Below are 16401 nucleotides of genomic sequence, written 5' to 3'. Positions count from 1 at the left end.
CCTCCTGAATTTTATGCCACCAATTCCAGCGCGGCCTCCGCATCTTTTGCTTTTTTTGTTTTACCTGCCCGTGACGGGACGTGGCATAAACCACAAGCATAATCATCATGCAAATCCAGACTATGCGCAACAAAATGCCCTCCGCATTTGCAACATTTTGCAAAACTCAGCATTTTTCCTTCAAAGAAGCGCACCAGGGTCCAGGCACGGGTCAGTGACAAGACCGGCTCCTCACCCGCAGGAACAGGCATTTGCTCCAGATACAGGCGGTACGCCTTGATGACAGCTTCAATACCATCAACGCCTGCATGTTCACGCAGATATTTATGGATATTCATGAACAGCGAAGAATGAATATTTGGCTGCCATGTAATAAACCAGTCAGCAGAAAAAGGCAGCATGCCTTTGGGTGGAGATACACCCTTCAATTCCTTGTATATCTTCAGCAGACGCTCACGCGACAAGGAAGTCTCTGATTCCAGCAATTGCAATCTGGCGCCCAGATTGACCAACTCAATTGCCAATTGAATTTCGTGAGCTTCATTTACTACACTTTTGCTTGCCATGATTTTTCTCCATCCGCCTTGATTTTAATGCCCGACAAATTAATGGATTTCTTCTACTGGTTGACCAGCCATCAAAATCGCAGCATGGGAATGTGCAAGCGCACGTTCCTTGTTGTAATTTGTCAACATACACAAAATGGAGCTATCTTCGAAGCGGAAGCGCGCCAACATCATATTGGAGCCAGCCAATTTCAAAATCTGGGCATTATTCAAACCTTCGATCAGGTCTGCAATTTCTTTGCCTATGCCTAAACGGAAAATAGCGGTCGCCTTATCAGCGCGAATCATTTGTTGTGCCAACATCAAATAACTCAAATTGGCATCCCGAATCTCGGCCATCATATCGTTCTGCGTCATTTTCCCACCCTCCAGTTTTGTTATCAGCGGCATGTTTGCGTTGCCAGTGAGATACATTGTGCAGGCTGCTGAAAAGCGGCTGTATAAGCAGGATTCCGTATTTAAACCAAGAAAAAAACGAGGACATGCCGTAGGAAAATATCCTACAGGCAAATTTAGGCATCTACAAAATGAAATTTCGTAGAAAACAGATTTTTATTTTTCTCAATCAGCAAAATTAGCCAATTCAAAAAACATTAATGAAAACAAGGGCTTATGGAAAAATCGATCTTTTACCACATCGTCTTACAATCATTAACGGCAGTACTTTAGAAAACTTTAGGGAAAAATTAAAAATATTTTCGATTTATTTTCTTATCCCTGTAACGGCAACAAATTGTGAAATCTTTAGGGTTAAGCGCAAAAAAAACCAAAAAAAAATCACCTGTTTGCAACAGGTGATCCTTTTAGTACCGTTTAAATGGCTATTTAAGCTATTACTCCATGCATTTGTTGCACTTAATGCACTTCAAATTAAAGGGGCTTCAGCTTATTTCTTACAAAGTCGTATGCCAGATGCATTTATCTTTGATTTGCTTATCCAACCCTGCCAGCAATGTTTCATGCTCGCTCATTTCTTCTTTTGTTGCCATTAATACCGCAATCTCACCAACGGGCATATCAAAGGCCACGACTTCCTGCACTTTTGGTGCGTCGTCTTCTTCAATGTCGATTTCAAAACTGTTCTGCCCGCGTGACATTGCCAGAAAAACATCTGCCAACAATTCAGCATCCAGCAAAGCGCCATGCAATTTGCGGTGCGAGTTTGAAATCTCATAGCGGGTACAGAGCGCATCAAGAGAATTACGTTTCCCAGGATGCAATTCTTTTGCCTGAACCAGGGTATCTATGACGCTGGGACAGTACTCAGTCAATGCGGGTAAATTCAGACGCGCAAACTCGGCATTCAGGAAGCCCACGTCAAAAGGTGCATTATGAATAATGATTTCTGCATCTTTGATATATTCGCAAAATTCTTCGGCTATCTGGGCAAACTTGGGCTTATCACTTAAAAATTCGGTGGTTAAGCCATGAACTGCCAAAGCGCCTTCTTCAGAATCACGCTCTGGATTGATATAGCGATGGAAGTTATTACCGGTCAGCTTGCGGTTAATTAATTCTACACAACCAATTTCTATGACGCGGTCGCCATTACGCGCGTTCAAACCTGTGGTTTCGGTATCGAGGACTAGCTGCCTACGCATATTCAATATTCCTATAAGACGACAACAAATACTTATTCAAAATTAATCACTGTTGATCACTGTTGATCAAACACCCAGCGCAAAGAAATGCACGTTCCCGGCTCAGCCTGGCAAAACCGGCTCTGCATACCGACGCCTGCAGCAAACAATAAATCCTTGCCAATAGAGACATATGGTAAGCGCTCCCGTTGCCAGAAAGGTATCTGCAAAGACTGATAATGGCTCTTCATATCGCGGGTAGAGCGGTTTTCTGCCAGCTTCAGTCTCTCCCCTCCTCTGCGCAGATGCAAGGAAAGCGTTTGCGACTTTAGCCAGGATGCACCCAGTCCACGCTCAGCCTGGTCAAAATACAGGCTACCAGCAAATTCAGGAAAGTGGATATGCGCCTGTCCTTGCCAGACAAATTCACGTTCGTTGTCTTCCTCAGCCATCTCAGCTTTTTGTGCAGACAAATAGACGATGTCTTTATAGCGATGTATCGCAATGGTATCGTGACGGATAGTAATACGCGCATCTTCACGCCCGTCAAATAGCTGGTATTGCATTTCCTTCAGCCGCGAGGTCGTGGGCATACGTACACCCGCCTTTGAAAACCAGTAACGGAACAAGTTATCTCTACGTGCAGGACTCAGTGCACGCATGGCAGCAATACCCAACCCCGTTTCAAAGGAACAATTGGCTAAATCCTGCTCTGCAACTTCCAGCAGTAAATCTTGCGCCGCTTGAAAATGGGTGGCGGAACGGGCTATACGTTCTGAGTAGCCGGGCGATAAGCCTTCAAGCACCGGCATTACACTGTAGCGTATGGCATTGCGCAGATAACGCTGGTCAGTATTTGACTCATCTTCGATATAGCTTAAACCCCGTTGGCTCGCATAAGCTTCCAGCGTAGTTCGCTTTTCGGTCAGCAGTGGCCGCCCCAGCATGACTTCATCATGGCCAAACAAATTAGGTGCACGGTGACAGACATCCATGCCTGACATGCCAGCCACACCACTACCTCGCAATAACTGCAACAACAAGGTTTCCGCCTGATCGTCCTGATGATGAGCTGTCAGAATCAAGGAGGTGCCGGTATTTTTCGACATCATTCCCAAAGCCTGGTAACGCCCCTTGCGAGCAGAAGCTTCTACCCCGTCGCCGCTGTCTCGGGCAACCTGGATACGCTCAGCATGAAAGGCAATATCATCAGCAATGCACGCAGCCTGGCAATGAGCTAGCCAAGCATCAGCATTCGGACTTAAACCGTGATGTACGTGAAAAGCATGCAATGAAATTTTGGCGCGGCGGCAATAATTGATTGCCAGGTCGAGTAAAACCGTGGAATCCAGACCGCCGCTATAGCCTACTGCGAGGCCATTTTGCAGATTTCCTTCACAGAAATCAGCAATAATGGCATCGAGTTTTTTTGAGAATGCTTGCTCAAGACTGGAGCAATGTTGATCTGGCCTCATTCAGCGAGTTTCGTTTCCTTAAACTTGCCGTAGCTCATTAATTTTTCATGGCGGGCAGCCAGCAAGTCCTTGGTTTTGACACCCTGGAATTGACGCAAGGTATCTGCCAGTGCACGTTTTACCAAAGCGCACATCTGTTTCGGATCCCTATGTGCACCACCCAAAGGCTCATTGATGATCTTGTCGATGAGACCCATGGCTTTCAGTCTGTGCGCAGTCAAACCCAGTGCTTCCGCAGCATCAGATGCGCGGTCAGATGTCTTCCACAGGATAGAGGCACAACCTTCCGGCGAAATCACGGAATAAGTCGCATATTGCAACATCAGCACAGCATCGCCAACCGCCAGCGCCAATGCACCGCCAGAACCACCTTCACCAATAATGGTAGTGATCAGGGGGACTTTCAATTCTGCCATGACATACAGATTGTGGCCAATGGCTTCAGACTGACCGCGCTCTTCAGCATCTATACCAGGCCAGGCACCGGTGGTGTCGACAAAGGTAAATACGGGAATATCGAATTTTTCAGCCAGTTTCATCAGGCGCATGGCCTTGCGATAACCTTCTGGCTTGGGCATACCAAAATTACGCAGAGCGCGTTCTTTGGTGTCGCGGCCTTTTTGGTGGCCCATGACCATGCATGCCTGACCATTGAACCTGGCCAGACCACCAACGATGGATTGATCGTCAGAAAAACTGCGGTCACCATGCAACTCGTGGAAATCAGTAAACATCTGATTCACGTAGTCCATGGTATATGGACGCTGGGGATGACGGGAAATTTGCGACACTTGCCATGGGGTCAACTTGGCGTAAATATCCTTCGTCAACATCTGGCTTTTCTTCGACAGCCTATCTATTTCTTCAGAAATATCGACTGCTGAATCATCCTGAACAAAACGCAGTTCTTCTATTTTTGTTTCCAGCTCTGCAATTGATTGTTCAAAATTTAAAAATGTCGTTTTAGTCATCGTGCCTCCTTAACATCACACGAGTTGATAAAAAAATCCAATTTCATTCTGGCGCGGACGCAATGTTTAATTGAATAATGTGTCGCTCTGCCTAGCGTACAAAAGAACCATTTAGATGATTTTTTTGCAAAATTCGTATGCATACATAATGGACTTATTGTCCTGACGGAGCAGATTAGATATCAAAACTGGTCTCGCTGTCCAGTGTTCAGCACTTTTTGCTTGAGTCCAGACAATAGAAATCAGCAAGCAAATACTTGTTGCCGTTGCCAAAACCACTGGCAAAATGCTGCTTACTTGTCAAAGTCATTGTCAAACACCCATAGTCAGCAACTTATTTGATAAGATGGCGCTTTGCTCATCAGCCAGTATACCATTGCAGCTTACATGTTCTGCCAAACTCCTATAAATCCAAGACCGAACACCATGCGCCACATTTTAAAGAATGTTCTTACCTTATCCAGTCTGTCATTGCTGTTGATGTCTGCTTATGTCCGGGCAGATGATGCGGCTGACGTTGGCAAATTGCTCAGATCTGGTCAGATAAGTGAAGCCTTACAAAAAGTGGATGCCGCCCTGGCGCAACGCCCTAAGGATGCGCAGATGCGTTTTCTCAAGGGATTGATACTGACAGAGCAAAACAAATCAGCAGAAGCCATTACTGTTTTCTCGAAGTTGACTGACGATTACCCTGAATTGCCTGAGCCCTACAATAATCTGGCGGTCTTGTATGCATCATCCGGCCAGTACGACAAAGCCCGTGCAGCCCTGGAAATGGCAATCAGGACCAATCCAACTTATGGCACGGCACATGAAAATCTGGGTGATGTATATGCAAAACTGGCCAGCCAGGCCTATGACAAGGCTTTGCAACTCGATTCCAGCAACAATACTGCCAAATTAAAATTGACCCTGGTCAAGAACCTGGTCGGCAATACCACGGGTGGCACCAATCCCAAGACAGCAATGGCGTCTCCTGCACCTGCGGCCAATACCGCTGCTCCAGCCAAAGCCAGCGCTGCAGTAGTTGCGGCAACGAAGCCTGAGGCTGAAACTGCCAAGCCTGAACCCAAATCCAAACCTGCTCCTGCGGCCGTAGCTACTGCAGCTAGTGACAAGACTGAAGAAGACGTGCTGAAGGCGGTAGAAAACTGGGCCAAAGCCTGGAGCAGCAAAGATACCAATGCCTATCTGGGGCATTATGCAAAAGATTTCCAGACGCCCAAAGGTGAGTCCTACAAGGCCTGGGCCGAAGAACGTCGCAACAGGATAGAAGGCAAAGGCCGCATCAACGTCAAAATTGAATCTGCCAAAATCGATGTCGATGGCAACACAGCCACGGTCAAGTTCCGTCAGATCTATACCTCTGACCAGTTGACTGCCAATAGCCGTAAAACCTTGCATATGGTGAAGCAGGATGGCAAATGGCAGATCAAACAGGAGCGTGCGGGTAGCTAATGTTTTTCGCTGTCAATTCTGATACTCCGGCCGCAGTCAAAGTCGGAAAATCACGCATTTTTGCTATTCTTGCTCTGACATGTCTGGCGCATATTGCTTCGCCAGCACTCGTCATGGCCAAATCACGCCCGAATAAAGTCGCACCGGCTGAAATTAACCCCAATGCCCCCGACCCGGATGCATTATTAATTGAAGTCTACAAAAACCTGGCCGCAAATAATCTGCAACAAGCGCAGACCAAGATAGATGCGCTGGTAGAAGCCTATCCGCACTTCCAGCTGGCACATTTGATACAGGGTGATTTGCTGCTGATGCACACCCGTCCGGTGCGCAGTTTCGGTGTCGGTGCCTTGACGCAACCCGATAAACTGAAAGACCTGAGGGATGAGGCAGCGGCGCGCATACGCTCTTATCGTGAACGCCCCGCCGCTGACCTGATCCCCAGAGCCATTTTGCAATTACGTGATGACCAGAAGCAGGCCATCGTCGTCGATGCAAAAAAATCGCGCCTCTATGTATATGAGAATGTTGCAGGCCAACCGCATCTGATCAATGACTTCTATATAAGTCAGGGCAAATTTGGTATCAACAAGATCAAAGAAGGCGACCAAAAGACGCCGATAGGCGTGTATTACATTACCAGCCGTCTGGCTGGCACCAAGCTGCCGAGTTTTTATGGCCCTGGTGCCCTGCCATTGAATTACCCGAATGAATGGGACAAATTCAATGGCCGCAACGGCTCTGGCATCTGGCTGCATGGCATGCCGCCTGAAAGCTTCAGCCGCCCGCCCCTGGCATCAGATGGTTGCGTGGTATTGACGAATCCGGATTTTTTAAAAATCTCGTCCATGGTGGACATAGGCAAGACACCTGTCATCATCAGCGAGCAAGTGGAATTCGTCAGCCGCAATAAATGGATACTGGACAGAAACTTTGCCGAAAAACTCGTGGACGACTGGCGCCTGGACATGCAAAGCCAGAATGCCAACCGCATTCTGACAAATTATTCGCGCAATTTTAAGACGACGCAGGGCGACAATCTCAACACCTGGTTTCCCAAACAGCAGCAAAGCTGGGATAACTGGCATAATCCTGCTATTAAATTAAAAGACGTAACCCATTTCCGTTACCCAGGCAAAGACGAGCTGATAGTCAGCACCTTTACCCAGGAAACCAGCAATGGGAAAACCAAAGCGGCGATTCGTAAACGTCAATACTGGCTGAAAGAAGCCGCCAGATGGCGCATAATTTACGAAACCACCGTTTGAACCTTTGTTTACTCTTAATTCATCAACCAATAACGTATGCTGAATATGAAAATTTCAAAATCCGGACTAAACAGTATATTGCTGGGTACCTGCCTGATGATGGCAAGCGCCTTTAGTTTTGCCGAAGGGCAACCCAAGGTTTCCCTGAAAACCAATATGGGTGAAATCGTCATTGAGCTTTACCCGGAAGCAGCCCCAAAAACCGTAGATAATTTCCTTAAATATGTCAAAAGTGGGCATTACAAAGGAACGATTTTCCACCGTGTCATTGATAATTTCATGATACAGGGCGGCGGTTATGACAAGGATATGAAAGAAAAACCGACGAATAAATCCGTCCCCCTGGAAGCGCGTGAAGCACTGGAACATGGCTTGAAAAACGACCTGGGCGTGGTTGCCATGGCCCGCACGCAAGACCCCAATTCAGCTGGCGCGCAGTTCTACATCAATGTCAAAGACAATGAATTCCTGAACCATCAAGTCTTGCCTGAGGGCGATCCGGTTGAGTTTCAATACCGTGGCAACACTGTGACTGAAAGACGCGCCAGGGCACTGGCAATGACCGCTGGCTATACGCCTTTTGGCAAGGTCATCAAAGGCATGGAAGTCGTCGAAAAAATTAAAGTGGTAGAAACTGGCGAAGCTAAAATGATGCAAAATGTACCAAGCAAACCAGTTATCATTCAATCCGCTACCTTATTAAAATAAACACATCACTAACCTTTTAGAAATGAAGGACTATCATGGCCGTTATTCTGACCACCAACTTCGGTGACATCAAGATTGAACTGAACGAAGAAAAAGCCCCAAAAACTGTTGCCAATTTCCTGGCCTATGTTGAATCTGGTCACTACAACGGCACTATTTTCCATCGCGTGATTGATGGCTTCATGATACAAGGTGGTGGTTTTGAGCCAGGCATGAACCAAAAACCTACCAATGCACCTATCGAAAATGAAGCCAAAAATGGCTTGAAAAACGAACGTTATGCATTGGCCATGGCCCGTACTGGTGATCCGCATTCTGCTTCAGCACAGTTCTTCATCAATACCGCAAGCAATAGCTTCCTCGACTATCCAGGTCAGGACGGCTGGGGCTACTGCGTATTTGGCAAAGTCGTAGAAGGCATGGACATTGTCGACAAAATCAAAGGCGTGAAAACTACCCGTACTGGCATGTTCCAGGACGTACCGGTAGAAAACGTGCTGATAGAAAAAACGCAAATCGTTTAATACCATTTAGTCTATCTCATGATCGCAGACCACCACGCGAATCAGACAAAAGCGCAACCTGAACTGGTTGCGCTTTTTGTTTCTGACACACATTTAAATCCTGCCCTGCCTCTTACTACTGCAGCTTTTTTAAGTTTTCTCGACAAGCAGGCCACGCGGGCCAAGGCCCTGTATTTACTAGGGGACTTGTTTGAATATTGGGTGGGTGATGACAATATCGAGGATGTCTATAACTTATCGATCGTTCAGGCATTGCGCAAAGTCCGTGATCATGGCGTGCAACTTTACTGGATCGCTGGTAATCGGGATTTTTTGATAGGCAGTGATTTTTCTGTAGCGACCGGTGCAATATTGCTGGATGATCCCAGCGTCATTGATCTGGCAGGCAAAAAAGTAGTGATAAGCCATGGCGATGCGCAGTGCACCGATGACCATGCCTACATGAAGTTCCGCGCGCAAGTCAGGCAAACAGAATGGCAAAAGACTTTCCTGGCCATGCCGCTTGATCAACGCAAAAAAATCATTGAAGGCTTGCGTACCGAAAGCAAGATGGAACAAAAACAAAAATCTGTCGCCATCATGGATGTCAATGCAGATGCCATCGCCGCATTGTTTTTACAAACCAGTACCAGCATCATGATACACGGCCACACCCACAGGCCTGCGATACACGTTGATAATGGACAGACCAGATATGTATTGCCGGATTGGGATTGCGACAGCCAGGACAAACGTGGTGGCTGGCTGGCAAGCTACAGTGATGGCAGCATTCAGGCTTACAACTGGGACGCAAGCCTGAAGTAAATTATTTTGCCATCAGGCGTTGACTGTGTCTGAGCGCAGATGACCGGCACTGATGGTCAGTACCCTGCCACATCTGGCCGCGATTGACAGATCATGTGTCACGAGAACCAGGGTCGAGCCACGCTCGCGGTTTAAAGTGAACATCAAATTGATGATTGCCTCACCCGTAGTAGCATCCAGGCTGCCGGTAGGTTCATCAGCAAAAAGCAAAGGTGGTTCAGTCACAAAGGCTCTGGCCAGCGCCACCCTTTGCTGCTCACCACCTGACAAAAACTTGGGATAATGCCTGAGCCTGGAAGCCAGCCCGACATGCTCCAGCATTTTTTCTGCCTTGGCACGCGCCTGCTTATCGCCACGTAATTCCAGTGGCAGCATGACATTTTCCAGCGCATTCAGGTGCATCAGCAATTGAAAGGACTGAAATACAAAGCCCAGATTCTCTTTGCGAAATTGCGCCCTGCCATCCTCAGTTAAATCAAAAATATCCACGCCATCGAGCAAGACCTTGCCTTCTGTTGGCGTATCCAGCCCAGCCAGTATGCCCAGCAGGGTGGACTTGCCTGAACCAGAGGCACCAACAATTGCAAGCGTCTGCCCGGCTTGCGCGGTAAAATCTATGCCATTCAGTATGCTCAGCTCGCCAGTCGCATCCGCTACGCGCTTGGTCAGATGCTTTACTTCTATTGCCGCTTTGTTTGATTCCATAAGGTCTTTGCGTATGCTCTTTACTCAATTGTCAGGTCACGTCAGCAGACTATTAAAACAAGCCCTGGTGCTCGTGATGTTTGCGATTACTGCTTCACCTGCTTATTCTGCATCAAAAACCATCCTTGTGCTCGGCGACAGTTTATCAGCCGAATATGGACTGGCGCGCGGTAAGGGCTGGGTAGCTTTGCTGGAACAGCGATTACAGCAAAAAAAAATACCCGCTAATGTGATAAATGCCAGCATCAGTGGCGATACTACCAGCGGCGGCAAAGCCAGATTAACCAGCCTGCTCGAGCGTCACCATCCGGATGTGGTGATCATAGAGCTTGGTGGCAATGATGCCTTGCGTGGCTTGCCGCTCAAAGCGTCAGAAGGCAATTTCAAAGCGATGATAGACATGGCTCAGGCGCAGCATAGTAAAGTTTTACTGGCAGGTATGAGGATTCCACCCAATTATGGCCCTGATTATTCTGAGCGTTTCTTTTCACTTTACGAAAAACTGGCCAAAACCAACAAGACTGCGTTGGTGCCGTTTCTACTGGAAGGCATAGCAGAGAAAGAAAACCTGTTTCAGGCTGACCGCATCCATCCCATCGCAGAAGCTCATCCAACTATCCTCGATAATGTCTGGCCACATTTACTTCCCTTACTAAATAAGAGCAAGTGAAAACACGTAGAAACAAGCAAATGCCATCATGAAATATCCTCAACTGCTGGATTTTCCAGAAGTCTTCAAGCGACGCGCAGAATTTGACGCCATCATCGACGTGCGTAGCCCAGCCGAGTTTGCCGAAGACCATATTGCCCACGCCATCAATTGCCCTGTATTGGACAATGAAGAACGCATTATCGTAGGCACCATGTACAAGCAAGTCGGTTCATTTGAAGCCAAGCGCCTGGGTGCAGCCCTGGTCGCAAAGAATATAGGACGACACATAGAAAACCTGTTTCAGGACAAGCCACGCGACTGGAAGCCTTTGATTTATTGCTGGCGCGGCGGCAATCGCAGTGGTGCCATGGCACATATCTTTGCCAAAATAGGTTGGCCAGTCGTGCAATTGAATGGTGGCTACAAGGCATACAGGCAATTTGTTAATCTGAGCCTGGGCACGGAATTGCAGCATTTTAAATGGCAGGTTTTATGTGGGCCAACCGGCAGTGGCAAGAGTCGTTGTCTGCAAACTCTGGCAGAAATGGGCGCGCAAGTACTCGATCTTGAGGAATTAGCGGCCCATCGCGGTTCGGTATTGGGAGACATTCCAGAACATGCACAGCCATCACAAAAACAATTTGAGAGCCATATTTTTGAACGACTACAAGGGTTTGATGAACAGAAAATAGTTTACGTAGAAGCAGAGAGTAAAAAAATCGGCAACCTCAGAGTACCCGAAACCTTGATGCAAGCCATGCGTGCCTCAGGCTGCATACAAGTTAATCTGCCCTTGGAAAAAAGAGTGGAATTTTTGGTCAAAGAATATGCTCATTTCATGCGCAACACAGAAAGCCTGAATCAGCAATTGCATTTCCTGACCGCACTGCACGGCAAAGAAAAAATTTCTGACTGGAAGCAAATGGCTGAAGCTGGCAAACTCACACAGTTGGTCAAAGAACTGCTGGAACATCATTATGACCCAGCCTATGGCAAGTCAATCGCGAGAAATTTTGTGGGATACAGCAAGGCCAGACAAATAGAACAAAACGATATTGGAGAATCGGACTTCCACGAATCTGCCCTTCACATCTTGAGTTTTGCGCGTCAAAATCCCATTGATGCCTGAGCATATTTTAAAAACTCAGCCATCCACATCATCGACGATTCTTTGCCCTTCGTCTTCCAGACCATCAAACTGCTTGTGATTGACTGCCCACCAGAATACCGCACCAATGGCAAACACCAGAACCAGGCTCAGCGGTATCAGCAAATAAAGTATGTCCATAATTTCTTGCGCTACTCTTTATATCAGTCCTGCATCAGATAGACGGGCTGTGGCAATAAATACAGGCGCAGGGCATTCAACACCACAATCAGCGAACTCAACGACATACCCAGTGCCGCATGCCAGGGCTCAAGCCATCCGCACATGGCAGCGGGTATCGCCAATAAATTATAAAACACAGCCCATGCGAGATTTTCGCGTATCAGTTTATAAGCCTTATTGGCTACCGTCATGCCAAAATCCAGGTCCAGCAAGCGATTCGACATCAATAATACATCACTGCGCGATTGTGAAATTGGTGCGCCCTGTCCCATCGCTACTGACACATCAGCCAGTGCCAATACAGGCCCGTCATTCATGCCGTCACCCACCATGACCACTACGGCACCGTTAGCCTGCAGCTTTTGCACCATTTCATATTTACCTGCTGGGCTCAGCCCAGCATAGGCTTCGTGAATATCACATTGCGCAGCAATTTTATTGACCACGTCCAAGCGGTCACCGGATAAAAGCAAGATTTTCTTGCCCTTGCTTTTTAAGTTCCTGATCGCTTCAATTGCATCTTCACGCAGTATGTCATCAAGTGCGAACCATAAGAGATTGCCATATTCATTCGCCAACACAGTCAATGTTTGTCCTGCAAAACCGACGGGGATAGATATTTCCTGAGCATGCAATTCACGGGCAAATTCCACACTGCCCAGGCGATAAATTTGCCCTTCACATTCAGCTTCGATGCCACCTCCTGGCACCTCTCTTACTTTATTTAAGCCAGGCATATCTTGATTCGATTTTTTTTGCGCCAGATAATCGCCAATTGCTTTGGATACAGGATGCGTAGACTGACAGGCCAGTGTCATGGCAATTACTGCATTGGCGGGCGCATCATCAGCAGACAGCATTTCCCTGACCTGCAACTTCCCCACTGTTAGCGTGCCGGTTTTATCAAAGACAATATGCGTAGCTGATGCCATGGCTTGTATGGCTTTTGATTTCGCCAGCAAAACACCATTTTTGGCCAGGATACCTATGGCAGCCGACATCACTCCTGGCGTTGCCAAAGACAAGGCACATGGGCAAGTCACCACGATGATGCTGATGGCGATCCACAGAGCACGGCCAGGATCTATTTGCCACCAGACGATGCCGCTGACAAAGGCAAGCAGCAGTATGATGATTAAAAAACGACTGGCATGTTTGTCTGCCAGTAAAACCAGTGATGGCTTTTCCAGCGAAGCTGATTCCATCATGCCTATCAGGGCCGACAATTGAGTCGCGCCACCTACCTGTTTTGCCTGCATCACGAGGGCACCGTAAATATTTACCGATCCCGCCAATACGTTACTGTCTGTGGTTTTGCAGACAGGTAGAGATTCGCCCGTCATCAGGGCTTCATCACAACTGCTATCACCTGCAATGACCAAGCCATCCGCAGGAATATGTTCACCGGCAGCGACCAACAGATAATCACCTGTCTGCAAGGCAGCTACATCAACAGTCTCTAACGCCTGTTGCGGATACGCGAGATAACGTTGCGCCTTCGCCGGAGATAATTGCGTCAGTATTCTTAATGCTGCCGTCGTGCGTTTTTGCACTTTGGATTCAATCAATCGCGCGCCCAGCAAGAGGAAGATGAACATGATGGCAGAATCAAAATACACCGCACCGCCATGAAACGTCGCCCAGACGCTGGCAAAAAAGGTCAGCAATATCCCTAGAGAAACCGGTACGTCCATGCCTATATGGCGATTTTTCAAATCACGCCAGGCAGAAGAAAAGAAAGGTGAAGCTGAAAAACCGATGACAGGTACCGCGATGATCATGCTGGCCAGCTTCAGCAACTTGTCGACATCAGGCGTCAAGTCACCATCAATCTGTGGCACAGGAACCAGGTAGGCTGGAAAGGCATACATCATTACCTGCATCATGGCGAAGCCGGCAACGAACAAGCGCCAGAGGGCACGCTTGCTTTCTTTTTGCTCAAATTCATCTGGGGACTGGTTGGCAGGTAAAGCGCCATAACCCAGGTCGGTGACGGCAGCCAAAATACGTTTGAGCGTCAGGACTTCAGCATCCCAGGAAATATCGGCACGATGACTCGCAGTATTGATCTTGAAGGCAGTGACGCCCGGCAATTGCCTGATACGAAATTCTATCAATTGCACACAGGCAGCACAGCGCATGCCTGAGAGATTCAGTTTCTCGCTGACAAGCCTTTGCTGTTGGGCTATTCCATTGACGTCTGGCACTACCTCGTTCGCATTTATCATGGCTTTACCCAGACAGCGTCTGGCTGACTTTATTCTTCATATACTCAGCCACCAGCTTATTTTGCTCCACCGTACGCAAAATCGCCATGCAGCCATGGCAGCACACTGGCTGCATGCGGCCATCAAATGAGGTAGTCAGCGCATTGCTTTTGCGCATTTTTTCACCGCAATGAAAACAGTCTGTCTTTTCACTTGATTTAAAAGCGAAAAACTTGGTCTCAAAAAGCGCTGAAAATACAAATGCCATGGTTGAAGATAGAGGATAAAGAATAGAAGATAAAGAGTAGGTGCGGCGATCAAATCGCTTTGATGTTACAGGAGAGAAAATAACGACACTTGATTCAAATCAAGTATGTGAGAAGAAAAACAGGCATAAAAAAACGGTAGCGTTGCACTACCGTTTCTTTTACTTCATGGATGCTAATGGCTACTTTATGGCTACTAATATTACTACTGCTGCTAACTTAGCGAGGGTTCTTAGAAACCTCAGGTCCGTGAACTAAACGGATGGGTACTTCACAAATTGTAGACTATCCACTTCATTAATAACCGGCACACAAGACACCGGAGCTCAAATTCAATCCGCCTTGGATACAAAAAATATCTTGTATATCGACCTCCTTCTTTTGAACCAGTTACGCCCCTAATATATGCCAACTCGATAACGAGTGGAAGAAAAAAATAACTATGCAAGCAGCCAACAGGATTAAGAAAATCAACCAAACAAAATGGCTAATTAGCGCATGCTAGGAGTATTTCCCTTCAACATCGTAGTTGCGGCACTAGCCCCTATGGAAGCCCCAAATTTCTTCAAGACACGCTCAGGCAAACCTTCTTTTTGAGTGTAGTCGACGATGTTTTCTACCTTGATGACATCGCGTGCGACAGAATCCACAGAACCAAAGTCATCTGCCAAGCCCATTTGCACAGCCTTGCTGCCTATCCAGAACAGGCCAGAAAACATTTCCGGTGTTTCTTTCAAACGCTGACCACGCCCAGCACGTACAGCATCAATGAATTGCTGGTGAATTTCATTGAGCATGGTTTGCGAAAATGCTTTTTGTTTTTCTGTTTGTGGCGAGAATGGGTCCATGAAACCCTTGTTTTCACCCGCTGTCATGAGGCGACGCTCTACACCCAGCTTATCCATGAGACCGGTAAAACCAAAACCATCCATCAGTACCCCGATAGAACCAACGACGCTGGCTTTATTGACGAAAATTTTATCTGCAGCAACGGCAATGTAATAACCGCCGGATGCACAAATCTCATCCACCACGACATACAGTTTTTTGTCTGGGTATTCTTTGCGCAGCCTGCCAATTTCATCATTGATCATGCCAGCTTGGACAGGACTGCCCCCAGGGCTATTGATACGCACCACGACAGCGACTGAACCCGGATCAGCAAACGCCCGGTTCAATGCCGGGATCACCGTGTGCGCACTGCCTGCGCCTTCTGACTCTATGGTGCCGTCAATTTCTATTAGTGCTGTGTGATGCCCCAGATTTTCCATTTCAGTACTTGCATAATCGCTGAAATAGTAAAACGCGAAAATAATCACCGACAAAAATGCGAACCTGAAAAAGATACTCCAGCGCCTGCGCAAGCGTTGCTCACGCAAGGAGTCTGTCGCCAGTTTTTCCAAAAGCTGACGTTCCCAGCCAGTTTCTTTTTTGTCGCTTTCGCTCGCTGGCGAACTCGGAAATTGCTCATTCATAATTTTTCCAGAAATCAGGCAATGACAGCTTGTATATAATCATCGGGATGCCAGTAAATCTGCCCTTCTTCTTCACTGACATTAATTTTTCGCAGGCGGCCGCCGCGGCAAGGTCCGCCCGTGCAATAGCCAGTGTCTGGCTGATAAATGGCACCATGGGTGGCGCACATGATGTAAAGACCACTGGATTCCAGGAATTCACCTGGATTCCAGTCCAGCTCCACCGGCACATGGGCACAGCGATTCAAATAACCATGCACTGCGCCGTCATAGCGAATCACGAAGCCAACAGCGTCGTCACTGCCAGCGGTGACAGGAAAGCGCACGCCTTTGCCACCTTCTATCAACTCATCTGACTTACATACAGAAATTGACTTCATCTTTATCTCTTATCTGTCACTTATTTACAGCT

18 protein-coding genes are annotated in these 16401 nt (G+C 47.4%); 7 read left to right on the top strand and 11 right to left on the bottom strand.

What is annotated here, in order from left to right; genetic code table 11:
• Positions 1-11: 11 nt before the first annotated feature.
• The 5 genes from flhC to ACO0LD_RS21955 form a co-directional block, all read right to left on the bottom strand.
• The gene (flhC, locus tag ACO0LD_RS21975) at positions 12-566 is read right to left on the bottom strand and encodes a flagellar transcriptional regulator FlhC (RefSeq protein ID WP_423010308.1); all 555 of its coding nucleotides are present in this window, start codon (positions 564-566) and stop codon (positions 12-14) included.
• Between the two features lie 39 nt (positions 567-605).
• Positions 606-923 carry a flagellar transcriptional regulator FlhD gene (gene flhD / locus ACO0LD_RS21970; RefSeq protein ID WP_110254236.1) on the bottom strand — a complete coding sequence of 106 codons (318 nt, stop codon included), beginning with the start codon at positions 921-923 and terminating at the stop codon, positions 606-608.
• Positions 924-1459: 536 nt separating this feature from the next.
• Positions 1460-2167, bottom strand: coding sequence for a DNA polymerase III subunit epsilon (dnaQ, locus tag ACO0LD_RS21965; RefSeq protein WP_423010307.1), 708 nt, complete (start codon positions 2165-2167; stop codon positions 1460-1462).
• Between the two features lie 56 nt (positions 2168-2223).
• The gene (tilS, locus tag ACO0LD_RS21960) at positions 2224-3621 is read right to left on the bottom strand and encodes a tRNA lysidine(34) synthetase TilS (protein WP_423010306.1); all 1398 of its coding nucleotides are present in this window, start codon (positions 3619-3621) and stop codon (positions 2224-2226) included.
• The gene (locus ACO0LD_RS21955) at positions 3618-4592 is read right to left on the bottom strand and encodes an acetyl-CoA carboxylase carboxyltransferase subunit alpha (RefSeq protein ID WP_422951067.1); all 975 of its coding nucleotides are present in this window, start codon (positions 4590-4592) and stop codon (positions 3618-3620) included. The genes tilS and ACO0LD_RS21955 overlap by 4 nt, the downstream gene beginning before the upstream one ends.
• Before the next feature lie 426 nt (positions 4593-5018).
• Here ACO0LD_RS21955 and ACO0LD_RS21950 point away from each other — a divergent pair, with 426 nt between their 5' ends.
• From ACO0LD_RS21950 to ACO0LD_RS21930, 5 genes are read left to right on the top strand one after another with little or no spacing between them, the layout of a single operon-like run.
• On the top strand, positions 5019-6050 hold the full coding sequence (locus tag ACO0LD_RS21950) for a L,D-transpeptidase Cds6 family protein (protein WP_423010305.1): 1032 nt from the start codon (positions 5019-5021) through the stop codon (positions 6048-6050).
• Positions 6050-7318 carry a L,D-transpeptidase family protein gene (locus tag ACO0LD_RS21945; RefSeq protein WP_423010304.1) on the top strand — a complete coding sequence of 423 codons (1269 nt, stop codon included), beginning with the start codon at positions 6050-6052 and terminating at the stop codon, positions 7316-7318. The genes ACO0LD_RS21950 and ACO0LD_RS21945 overlap by 1 nt, the downstream gene beginning before the upstream one ends.
• Before the next feature lie 45 nt (positions 7319-7363).
• Positions 7364-8026, top strand: coding sequence for a peptidylprolyl isomerase (locus tag ACO0LD_RS21940; protein WP_423010303.1), 663 nt, complete (start codon positions 7364-7366; stop codon positions 8024-8026).
• A gap of 35 nt (positions 8027-8061) precedes the next feature.
• A complete protein-coding gene (locus tag ACO0LD_RS21935) occupies positions 8062-8550 on the top strand; it encodes a peptidylprolyl isomerase (protein WP_423010302.1) in 489 nt (162 codons plus the stop codon).
• An 18-nt stretch (positions 8551-8568) separates the two neighbouring features.
• On the top strand, positions 8569-9354 hold the full coding sequence (locus ACO0LD_RS21930) for a UDP-2,3-diacylglucosamine diphosphatase (protein ID WP_423010301.1): 786 nt from the start codon (positions 8569-8571) through the stop codon (positions 9352-9354).
• 12 nt (positions 9355-9366) lie between these two features.
• Here ACO0LD_RS21930 and ACO0LD_RS21925 read toward each other — a convergent pair whose 3' ends face one another.
• The gene (locus tag ACO0LD_RS21925) at positions 9367-10059 is read right to left on the bottom strand and encodes an ABC transporter ATP-binding protein (protein WP_423010300.1); all 693 of its coding nucleotides are present in this window, start codon (positions 10057-10059) and stop codon (positions 9367-9369) included.
• A gap of 13 nt (positions 10060-10072) precedes the next feature.
• On the opposite strand from ACO0LD_RS21925, the gene ACO0LD_RS21920 reads away from it, so the two are divergent.
• Positions 10073-10729, top strand: a complete 657-nt coding sequence (locus tag ACO0LD_RS21920; RefSeq protein WP_423010299.1) for an arylesterase — start codon at positions 10073-10075, stop codon at positions 10727-10729.
• Positions 10730-10757: 28 nt separating this feature from the next.
• Positions 10758-11840 carry a tRNA 2-selenouridine(34) synthase MnmH gene (gene mnmH, locus ACO0LD_RS21915; protein WP_423010298.1) on the top strand — a complete coding sequence of 361 codons (1083 nt, stop codon included), beginning with the start codon at positions 10758-10760 and terminating at the stop codon, positions 11838-11840.
• A gap of 15 nt (positions 11841-11855) precedes the next feature.
• Here mnmH and ccoS read toward each other — a convergent pair whose 3' ends face one another.
• The 5 genes from ccoS to ACO0LD_RS21890 all read right to left on the bottom strand — a co-directional run bounded on the left by ccoS (position 11856) and on the right by ACO0LD_RS21890 (position 16369).
• Complete coding sequence (gene ccoS, locus ACO0LD_RS21910) at positions 11856-11999, bottom strand: cbb3-type cytochrome oxidase assembly protein CcoS (protein ID WP_423010297.1); 144 nt, start codon at positions 11997-11999, stop codon at positions 11856-11858.
• Between the two features lie 23 nt (positions 12000-12022).
• Positions 12023-14269, bottom strand: a complete 2247-nt coding sequence (locus tag ACO0LD_RS21905; protein ID WP_423010296.1) for a heavy metal translocating P-type ATPase — start codon at positions 14267-14269, stop codon at positions 12023-12025.
• Positions 14270-14273: 4 nt separating this feature from the next.
• Positions 14274-14516: a heavy metal translocating P-type ATPase metal-binding domain-containing protein gene (locus tag ACO0LD_RS21900; RefSeq protein WP_423010295.1), complete on the bottom strand. Its 243-nt coding sequence runs from the start codon at positions 14514-14516 to the stop codon at positions 14274-14276.
• Between the two features lie 489 nt (positions 14517-15005).
• Positions 15006-16004, bottom strand: coding sequence for a S49 family peptidase (locus ACO0LD_RS21895; RefSeq protein ID WP_423010361.1), 999 nt, complete (start codon positions 16002-16004; stop codon positions 15006-15008).
• Entirely contained in the window at positions 16004-16369 is a 366-nt protein-coding gene (locus tag ACO0LD_RS21890) for a Rieske (2Fe-2S) protein (RefSeq protein WP_423010294.1), read from the bottom strand. The genes ACO0LD_RS21895 and ACO0LD_RS21890 overlap by 1 nt, the downstream gene beginning before the upstream one ends.
• Positions 16370-16401: the final 32 nt, after the last annotated feature.

It is taken from the genome of Undibacterium sp. Ji83W (assembly GCF_049340385.1).
Lineage (GTDB): Bacteria > Pseudomonadota > Gammaproteobacteria > Burkholderiales > Burkholderiaceae_D > Undibacterium.
This window is presented reverse-complemented; position numbering and strand designations above follow the sequence as displayed.